The sequence below is a fragment of the Thauera phenylacetica B4P genome (assembly GCF_000310225.1).
GTDB classification, from domain to species: domain Bacteria; phylum Pseudomonadota; class Gammaproteobacteria; order Burkholderiales; family Rhodocyclaceae; genus Thauera; species Thauera phenylacetica.
In genome coordinates this window covers 1-8,936 of the sequence record NZ_AMXF01000175.1, presented here as the reverse complement: position 1 = coordinate 8,936, position 8,936 = coordinate 1, and the positions used below count along the sequence as shown (strand labels likewise).

The window sequence follows — 8,936 nt, the reverse complement described above, 5'->3', positions numbered from 1 at the left end:
CGAGGCGGGTGCGGGCGGGGGCGGTGGGTGGGTGTGGGGGCATGGCTCGGAGCTGCGGCGAGGTGTCGGACGTGAAACGGCGCGTCCGACATTATCGACAGCGCCGTGCCTGGAGGCAAAGCCCGACCCCGAGCGCGGGCCTGCTCCCGATGCAACCCGCTGTGGAGATCAGAACAGCCCGGCGATCGAAGTGATCAGGCCCTTCTTCAGCTCGGGCAGCGCTTCCTCGAAGGCGAGGTTGACCTTGTTCGCGCTCGAGCCGATGCGGGTCTGGTAGGTCTTGTAGGACGACTCCTCGTCGTAGGACACCTCCGAGCCGCCGCTGTTGCCCTGGCGCAGACGGTGGTTCGAGCTCACCTTCGCCTTGGCGGCGCCGCGCATGCGCTCCTTGATCTGCAGGTCGGTGATCATCGAGAAATACACGTCCTTGACCGCGGCGCCGGCGATGCCTTCGGCCAGCGAGCCGATCAGGCCGGCGGCGGCGATGCCGCGACCGCTGGCGCCGCCGGCGTAGGCCGCGCCGGCGCCCAGCACCAGGCCACCCGAGGTGGCGACCCCGTAGCCCTGGTTGATCGCCGCCTCGATCGCGGTGGGCGCCGACTTGCCGACCTGCAGGATGTTGGCCTGCAGGACGTAGTGCGCTGCGTCCGGGTCCTGCAGCAGGGTGTAGCCCTTGGCCTGCAGCGCGGCGGCGATCTCGTCATTGACCGACAGGTCGGGCTTGTCGGAGGTGTTGCGGATCTGCAGGAAGATGGTGCGCTTGTCTGCACCGACCGGGTCGAGGAAGACCGTGTCCGACATCTTGGTCTGCACGTCGAGGTCGCGCTTGCTGATGGCGACGTGGGCGGCGGCGCAGCCGGTGAGGACGAAGGCGGCGGTGACGAGGGTGATTTGCTTGAGCATCGGGAGGCTTCCTCGAGGGCGGATGGAGAGGGCAGGGCAGGGATTTCGCTGTGATCCAGAGATGACTTCGCAGGACTTCCGTCTCAGACGATAGTCATATGGGATTTCATTATAGAAGCCTGCCTGCCCCTTTGTCATTCATTCGAAATGCTGAATGACTTTATTCGAGGCCCGTAAACGAAGAACCCCGGCGCCCTTGCGGGGGCCGGGGTTCGAGCGCTGCGGAAGACTGGCGCGATCAGCCGATCATGCCCGCGCCCACCGTGTTGTTGGTGCTCTCGTCGATGATGATGAAGGCGCCGGTGGCGCGGTTGTCCTGGTAGCGGTCGGCGACGATCGGCTGGGCGAGCTTGAGGCTGATGCGGGCGATGTCGTTCATCGCCAGGCCGGTGGTGGCCTCCTGCTCGAGGGTGTTCACATCCAGCCGGTAGTCGATCCTGGCGAGCTTGGCCTTCACCTCGCGCGTGGTGTGGCGCACGAGGTAGGTGCGCGCCGGGCTCAAGGGCGTCTCGGACAGCCAGCACACGGTGGCGTCGATCTGCTTGACCGGCTCGGGCGCTTCTGCGGCCTTGACGATGAGGTCGCCGCGCGAGATGTCGATCTCGTCCTCGAGCAGCAGGGTCACCGACTGCTCGTGGATCGCGCGCGGCAGGTGCTCGCCGCCGAGCTCGATGCGCTTGACGCGGCTGGTGGCGCCCGAGGGCAGCACGGTGACGGCGTCGCCAACGGCGATCTCGCCGGATTCGACCCGGCCCATGAAGCCGCGGTAGTCGTGCAGCTCGGGGTTGGCGGAGTCCTGCGGGCGGCACACGAACTGCACCGGGAAGCGGAAGTCCTCGGCCTGCTCGGTGTGGGCGGCGGGGGCGTTCTCGAGGATGTCGAGGAGCGTCGGGCCGTCGTACCAGCCCAGGCGCTCGCCGCGGTCGACGATCATGTCGCCTTCGAGCGCCGAGATCGGGATGAAGCGCACGTCCTTGATGCCGAGCCTGGCGGCGAAGGCGAGATAGTCGGCCTTGATGCGCTCGAACACGGCCTGGTCGTAGTCGACCAGGTCCATCTTGTTGACCGCGACCAGCAGGTGGGGGATGCCGACCAGGCTGGCCAGGTAGGAGTGGCGGCGGGTCTGGGTGAGCACGCCCTTCCTCGCATCGATGAGGATGATGGCGAGGTTGGCGGTGGAGGCGGCGGTCACCATGTTGCGGGTGTACTGCTCGTGGCCGGGGGCGTCGGCGATGATGTACTTGCGCCGGCCGGTGGAGAAGTAGCGGTAGGCGACGTCGATGGTGATGCCCTGCTCGCGCTCGGCCTGCAGGCCGTCGGTGAGCAGCGACAGGTCGACCGCGCTCATGCCGCGCTTGGCGGAGGTCTTCTCGATGGCGTTGAGGGTGTCGGCGAGGATGGTCTTGGTGTCGAACAGCAGGCGGCCGATCAGGGTGCTCTTGCCGTCGTCGACGCTGCCGCAGGTGAGGAAGCGCAGCAGGCCGTTGTCGATTTCGGGGATGTGCTCGAGGGCGGACATGGTTTGGATTCCGTGCAAGGTGAAGCGCGAGGCGTGAGGCGTCAGGCGTGAGGGGTGAGGCGCCGGGGGCAGGGCTGCGGGGCCGTGGCCGGCCCGCGCGCGTTCAGAAGTAACCTTCCTTCTTGCGCTGCTCCATCGAGGCCTCCGAGGTCTGGTCGTCCATCCGCGTTGCGCCGCGCTCGGTGATCGTGGTGGTCGCGGTCTCGGCGAGGATCTTCTCCACGGTGTCCGCGTCGGACTCGACCGGCGCCGTGCAGGTGATGTCGCCCACGGTGCGGAAGCGCACCAGCACGTCCTCGACGACGTCGCCATCCTTCGCCGGGGTCAGCTCGGTCACCGGCTGCAGCAGGCCGGCCTTGCGCACCACCGGGCGGGTGTGCGCGAAGTAGATCGACGGCAGCTCCAGCTGCTCGCGCTGGATGTACTGCCACACGTCGAGCTCGGTCCAGTTGCTGATCGGGAAGGCGCGGATGTTCTCGCCCTTGTGGCTGCGCGCGTTGTACAGGTTCCACAGCTCGGGGCGCTGGTTCTTCGGGTCCCACTGACCGAACTCGTCGCGGAAGCTCATGATGCGCTCCTTGGCGCGCGCCTTCTCCTCGTCGCGGCGGGCGCCGCCGATGCAGGCGTCGAAGCCGAACTCCTCGATCGCCTCGAGCAGCGTCACCGACTGGTGCTTGTTGCGCGACTCGCCCGCGTGCTTGAGCACCACCGTGCCGCGCGCCATCGAGTCTTCCACCGAGCGCACGATCAGGCGCTCGCCCAGCTCGGCGGCGCGCTTGTCGCGGAAGTCGGTGACCTCCTTGTAGTTGTGGCCGGTGTCGATGTGCATCAGCGGGAAGGGGAAGCGGCCCGGGCGGAAGGCCTTCTCGGCCAGGCGCAGCAGGCAGATCGAGTCCTTGCCGCCGGAGAACAGCAGCACCGGGTTGGCGCACTGGCCGGCGACCTCGCGCAGGATGTGGATGGCTTCGGCCTCGAGCCAGTCGAGGTGGGACAGCGTCTGTTTGGTCAGCGTGGACATGGTGCGTTTACCGTTGCGGATGCTTGATCGGATGGGTTCGGAATGCGCGCAGCGCCGCCTTCAGGCCTGCGTGCAACGCGAGCAGGCGCTGCTGCAGGCTGCGGCGACCGGCGCCGATCGCCGGGCTGTGGGTGGCCTGGGCGGGGTGCTTGCCGTTCATGGCTCAGCTCTCCTTGACGTGGAGACCACACTCCTTGGTCTCCGGATTCTCCCACCACCAGCGTCCGGCGCGCACGTCCTCCCCGAGCGCGATCGCGCGGGTGCAGGGGGCGCAGCCGATGCTGGGGTAGAACTGGTCGTGAAGCGCGTTGTAGGGGACCTCGTTTATCCGGATATAGGCCCACACCTCGGTCTCCGTCCAGTCCGTCAGCGGGTTGAGCTTCTCCAGCCCGTTCGCGGTGTCGGTCTCGCGCACCGGCAGGCCGGCGCGGGTGACCGACTGCGCTGCGCGCAGGCCGGTGATCCAGGCCTTGCGGCCGGCGAGTGCGCGGCGCAGCGGCTCCATCTTGCGCACGCCGCAGCAGGCCTTGCGCAGCTCGACCGAGTCGTAGAAGGCGTTGATGCCATGGCTGCGCACGAAAGTCTCGACCGCGCCGGCGTCCGGGAAGTAGATCTCGAGCTTGCTGCCGTAGTGGCGCTCGACCTCGCCGATCAGGCTGTAGGTCTCCGCCGGCAGGCGGCCGGTGTCGAGCGAGAAGACGGTGATCGGCAGCGCGTTCGACAGGATCAGGTCGGTCAGCACCATGTCCTCGGCGCCGAAGCTGTTGGCGAAGGCGAGCTTGCCATTCGTGGCATTCGCGCCGAACTCGGCCACGGCCTCGCGCAGCAGCACGAGCGCGGCTGCGGACTTGGCACCCACGGCGGCGCGCAGGGCGTCCGTCAGCGCGGGCTGCGTGGCGGCGTTGGCGGGCGCGGGGCGCAGCGCGGAGACGGCAGCGTTCATTGCTGCACCTCGCGGCCGCTGCCACGCTCGACACGGCGGAACAGCGGCAGCGGATCCTGCACCGAGCGCTGGTAGGGCTGGGTGAAGTCGTCGATGCTGGCGATGGCGGCCTCGAGCTGTTCGTCGGTGTAGCGCTCGGCCTGCGGCTGCAGGGCGTCGAAGCCGCAGCGCGTCATGTAGTTGAACTGGTCGCGCAGCACCTGGCCGATCGCGCGCAGCTCGCCCTGGTAGCCGTAGCGGGTGCGCAGCAGGGTGGCGGCGGAATAGCTGCGGCCGTCGGTGAACTTGGGGAAGTGCAGGCCGATGACCTGCAGCAGCGCGAGGTCGTCGGCGAGCGCGGCGACGTCCTCGCCCGCGGCCAGCCACACCCCCAGCTCGCCGCTGCGTGCGCGCGCCAGCAGCTCGTCGCGGCGCGCCTGCCACACGGCGAGCGGCACCAGCACGGGGCCGGCGGGCACGGCGATGTCGGTGGCGGCCTCGCCCTCGGCGAGGCTCACGGTCAGGCGGTCGTCGGTGACGACGCGGCCGTTCTTGATGATCTTGTCAGACATGGGCGGCTTTCCTTTGCGGCTGGCGGTCGGCATACACGCGCTCCTTGAAGGGCTCGGTGCCGACGCGTTGTACGGTGTCGATGAAGCGCTCGTCCTCATGGCGCAGTTCGACGTAGGTCTCGAGCAGCTTCTCGATCACGCCGACGACCTCGTCGAGGGCGAAGGAGGGGCCGATCACCTTGCCGAGCGTGGTGCCGTTGCCCTGGGTGCCGCCGATGCTCACCTGGTACCACTCCTGGTCGTTCTTATCGACGCCGAGGATGCCGATGTGGCCGACGTGGTGGTGGCCGCAGGAGTTCATGCAGCCGGAGATGTTGAGGTCGATCTCGCCGATGTCGTGCTGGTAGTCGAGGTCGTCGAAGCGGCGCTGGATGGCGTCGGCGATCGGGATCGAGCGCGCGTTGGCGAGGCTGCAGAAGTCGCCGCCGGGGCAGCAGATGATGTCGGTCAGCAGGCCGATGTTGGGCGTCGCCAGGCCGGCGGCACGCGTCGCCTGCCACAGCTCGAAGAGGTCGGCGCGGCGCACGTCGGCGAGCGCGACGTTCTGCTCGTGCAGCATGCGCGCCTCGCCGAAGCTGAAGCGGTCGGCCAGGTCGGCGATCAGGTCCATCTGCTCGGCGGTGACGTCGCCCGGGGCGGTGCCGGTCTTCTTCAGCGACAGGATCACCGCGGCGTAGCCGGGCTGGCGGTGGGCGCGCACGTTGCGCTTGACCCAGGTGGCGAAGGCCTTGTTGTCGGCGAGCAGCGCGTCGAAGGCGGCGTCCTGCGCGGGCAGAGGCTCGTAGGCGGGCGGCGCGAAGTGGGCCGAAACACGGGCGAGCTCGGCCTCGGTGATGGTGTTGGGGCCGTCCTTGGAATTCGCCCACTCCTCCTCCACCTCGCGGGCGAACGCTTCCGGCCCGAGCGCCTTGACGAGGATCTTGATGCGCGCCTTCCACAGGTTGTCGCGGCGGCCCCAGCGGTTATAGACGCGCAGGATGGCCTCGCAGTAGCTGATCAGGTGCTGCCAGGGCAGGAAGGGCTTGATCTCCTCGCCCAGGATCGGCGTGCGGCCGAGGCCGCCGCCCACCAGCACGCGAAAGCCGAGCTCGCCGGCGTCGTTGCGCACCAGGTCGAGGCCGATGTCGTAGACGCGCAGCACCACGCGGTCTTCAGCCGCGCTGTTGAAGGCGATCTTGAACTTGCGCGGCAGGAAGGCGAACTCCGGGTTGTAGGTCGCCCACTGGCGCAGGATCTCGGCGAAGGGGCGCGGATCGGCGACCTCGTCGGCGGCCACGCCGGCGAAGGGGTCGGCGGTGATGTTGCGGATGCAGTTGCCCGAAGTCTGGTTGGCGTGCATCTGCACGCTGGCCAGCTCGGCGAGCATCTCCGGCACGTCCTCGAGCTTGGGCCAGTTGAACTGCACGTTGGTGCGGGTGGTGAAGTGGGCGTAGCCGCGGTCGTAGCCGCGCGCGAGGTGGGCGAGCTTCCTCAGCTGGCGGCTGGCGAGGTGGCCGTAGGGCACCGAGATGCGGAACATCGGCGCGTGGCGCTGGATGTAGAGGCCGTTCTGCAGGCGCAGCGGACGGAACTCGTCGGCCGAGAGCTCGCCGGCCAGGTGGCGCCGCATCTGGTCGCGGAACTGGGCGACGCGCTGGTCGAGCAGGCGCTGATCGTGTTCGTCGTATTGGTACATGTGGGCTCTCTCTGTCGTATGCGTGAATTCGGGCCGGGGAGGGGCTTTGTGTTCTTGTGCGCTGCGCTTCAGTGCGCCATCAGCTTGGCGCCGACCAGCACCAGCATCGTCGCCAGGATCGGGCGCAGGATGCGGTCGGGCACCTTGGTGGAGATGTGGCTGCCGAGCCAGATGCCGGGCAGCGAACCGACCAGCAGGCTGCCCAGCAGGAACCAGTCGACGCTGCCGAGGAACCAGTGGCCGATGCCGGCGACCGCGGTCAGCGGCACGGCGTGGGCGATGTCCGAGCCGACGATGCGCAGCGCAGGCATTGCCGGGTAGAGGAAGAACAGCGCGGTGACGCCGAGCGCGCCGGCGCCCACCGAGGAGATCGACACCAGCACGCCGAGCACGGCGCCGGTGATGATGGTGAGGCGGGCGGTGCGCGCCGGATCGGCGGGGCGGCCGCCGGAGCGTGCCACCGCGTAGGCCTGGATGCGCTTGCGGAAGATCAGCGCCACCGCGGTCAGCACCAGCGCCACGCCGAGCGCGACCTGGATCAGGTGGGCGGCACCCTCGATGCCGCCGGGCGCGAACTGCCCGATCAGCAGCAGCGTGATCGCCGCCGCCGGGAGGCTGCCGGTGGCGAGCAGGCGGGTGATCTTCCAGTCCACCGTGCCCTTGAGACCGTGCGCCAGGGTGCCGCCGGCCTTGGTGATCGCGGCGTAGAGCAGGTCGGTGCCGACCGCCACCGAGGGGTGGATGCCGAACATCAGCACCAGCAGCGGCGTCATCAAGGAACCGCCCCCAACGCCGGTGAGACCGACGATGGCACCGACTGCGAAACCGGCGATGGTGTAGGCGAAGTCCATGTAATGCGCTCCTGGATGGTGCGGCGCATCGTAAGGATTTCGTTTAAGCGCAAGAAGCGGTTTGGAGTTAGACTTTAAGAACTGGTTGTTATATCGAGCTTGCCATGAACCTGCAGCAACTGCGTTACGTGCATGAGGTCGCCCGTCGCGGGCTCAATGTCTCCGACGCCGCGGAGGCGCTGTTCACCTCGCAGCCCGGGGTGTCCAAGCAGATCCGCCAGCTAGAGACTGAACTCGGCATCGAGATCTTCACTCGCCACGGCAAGCGCCTGGTGGCGGTCACCGAGCCCGGCCAGGCCGTGCTGGCGATCGCCGAGCGCGTGCTGCGCGACCTCGACAACCTGCAGCAGGTGGGCGACGAGTTCGCCAACGAGGCGGTCGGCAGCCTGTCGATCGCCACCACCCATACCCAGGCGCGCTACGTGCTGCCCGACGTGGTCCGCCGCTTCATGCAGCGCTACCCGCAGGTCAAGCTCGAGCTGCACCAGGGCAACCCGCGCCAGGTGTGCGAGATGGTGCTCGAGGGCAGCGCCGACATCGCGATCGCCACCGAGGCCATCGCCGAATACGACGAGCTGGTGATGCTGCCCTGCTACCAGTGGAACCGCTGCGTCGTCGCCACCCCGCGCCACCCCATCCTGCAGGCCGCGCCGCTCACGCTCGAGGCGATCGCGCGCTACCCGCTGATCACCTACGACGACGCCTTCACCGGCCGCGGCCAGATCAACAAGGCCTTCCTCGGTCGCGGCCTCAAGCCCAAGGTGGTGCTCACCGCGATCGACTCGGACGTGATCAAGAAGTATGTCGAGATGGACCTGGGCATCGGCATCCTGGCACGCATGGCCTACGACCCGGCGGAGGACCGCAAGCTGGGCATGGTCGACGCTGCGCACCTCTTCGAGTCGAGCACGACGCGCATTGGCCTGCGCAAGCGCGCCTGGCTGCGCGCCTACGTGTATGCCTTCATTGAGGGCTTCGCGCCGCACCTGTCGCGCCGCATGGTCGAGACCGCGCTCGTGGGCGGCGGCACCGATCCGGGGCTGTGATGCAGGGGCGCGAGCGCAGCCAAGGTGGGAGCGGGCTTGCCGGCGCGATGCGGCCGCGTGATGCGGCCGCGCGGGAGGATCCGCGGGCAGGTCGGCTCCCACGGCAGCACGGCAGCGCTTGAGCTTGCGGCCGCGCCTCGCTCAGGCGCGCTCGAACCAGCGCCGCAGGCGTGCTCCGCGCAGCCCGGCGCCGAGGCCGGCGATCAGGCGCACGCGCGCCTTGAGCGGGTCGAGCGCGCCGGCGTCCAGCCAGTTGGCGGGCGCGTTCTCGTGGTGCCGGCGCACGCCGCCGCCGCAGCGGCTGGCGAGTACGACGGGCACCGCGCCGGGCAATTCTTCCAGGGCGGGCCGCCAGGCCTCGGGCAGGCTGGCGTTGCCGGGCAGGGCCAGCACCAGGCCGGCGGCGCCGTTGAGCAGCTGGGCGCGCGCG

9 protein-coding genes and 1 pseudogene are annotated in these 8,936 nt (G+C 68.9%); 1 reads left to right on the top strand and 9 read right to left on the bottom strand.

Annotated elements, in window-relative coordinates; translation table 11 throughout:
• Nucleotides 1–168: 168 nt before the first annotated feature.
• The 8 genes from C667_RS17160 to C667_RS17130 all read right to left on the bottom strand — a co-directional run bounded on the left by C667_RS17160 (nucleotide 169) and on the right by C667_RS17130 (nucleotide 7,460).
• Entirely contained in the window at nucleotides 169–903 is a 735-nt protein-coding gene (locus C667_RS17160) for a complement resistance protein TraT (RefSeq protein WP_004371410.1), read from the bottom strand.
• 238 nt (nucleotides 904–1,141) lie between these two features.
• Nucleotides 1,142–2,422, bottom strand: a complete 1,281-nt coding sequence (cysN, locus tag C667_RS17155; RefSeq protein ID WP_004371407.1) for a sulfate adenylyltransferase subunit CysN — start codon at nucleotides 2,420–2,422, stop codon at nucleotides 1,142–1,144.
• Between the two features lie 103 nt (nucleotides 2,423–2,525).
• Complete coding sequence (gene cysD / locus C667_RS17150; RefSeq protein ID WP_004371404.1) at nucleotides 2,526–3,440, bottom strand: sulfate adenylyltransferase subunit CysD; 915 nt, start codon at nucleotides 3,438–3,440, stop codon at nucleotides 2,526–2,528.
• Between the two features lie 7 nt (nucleotides 3,441–3,447).
• The gene (locus C667_RS26055) at nucleotides 3,448–3,600 is read right to left on the bottom strand and encodes a hypothetical protein (RefSeq protein ID WP_004371401.1); all 153 of its coding nucleotides are present in this window, start codon (nucleotides 3,598–3,600) and stop codon (nucleotides 3,448–3,450) included.
• A 3-nt stretch (nucleotides 3,601–3,603) separates the two neighbouring features.
• On the bottom strand, nucleotides 3,604–4,383 hold the full coding sequence (locus tag C667_RS17145; protein ID WP_004371397.1) for a phosphoadenylyl-sulfate reductase: 780 nt from the start codon (nucleotides 4,381–4,383) through the stop codon (nucleotides 3,604–3,606).
• Nucleotides 4,380–4,934, bottom strand: a complete 555-nt coding sequence (locus tag C667_RS17140; RefSeq protein ID WP_004371394.1) for a DUF934 domain-containing protein — start codon at nucleotides 4,932–4,934, stop codon at nucleotides 4,380–4,382. The genes C667_RS17145 and C667_RS17140 overlap by 4 nt, the downstream gene beginning before the upstream one ends.
• On the bottom strand, nucleotides 4,927–6,609 hold the full coding sequence (locus C667_RS17135; RefSeq protein WP_004371391.1) for a nitrite/sulfite reductase: 1,683 nt from the start codon (nucleotides 6,607–6,609) through the stop codon (nucleotides 4,927–4,929). The genes C667_RS17140 and C667_RS17135 overlap by 8 nt, the downstream gene beginning before the upstream one ends.
• Before the next feature lie 68 nt (nucleotides 6,610–6,677).
• Entirely contained in the window at nucleotides 6,678–7,460 is a 783-nt protein-coding gene (locus C667_RS17130) for a sulfite exporter TauE/SafE family protein (protein WP_004371388.1), read from the bottom strand.
• Nucleotides 7,461–7,564: 104 nt separating this feature from the next.
• Here C667_RS17130 and cysB point away from each other — a divergent pair, with 104 nt between their 5' ends.
• Nucleotides 7,565–8,506, top strand: coding sequence for an HTH-type transcriptional regulator CysB (cysB, locus tag C667_RS17125; protein ID WP_004371387.1), 942 nt, complete (start codon nucleotides 7,565–7,567; stop codon nucleotides 8,504–8,506).
• Between the two features lie 141 nt (nucleotides 8,507–8,647).
• On the opposite strand, the pseudogene C667_RS17120 reads toward cysB, so the two are convergent.
• Nucleotides 8,648–8,936: pseudogene (locus C667_RS17120) on the bottom strand (asparaginase); the annotation flags it as partial.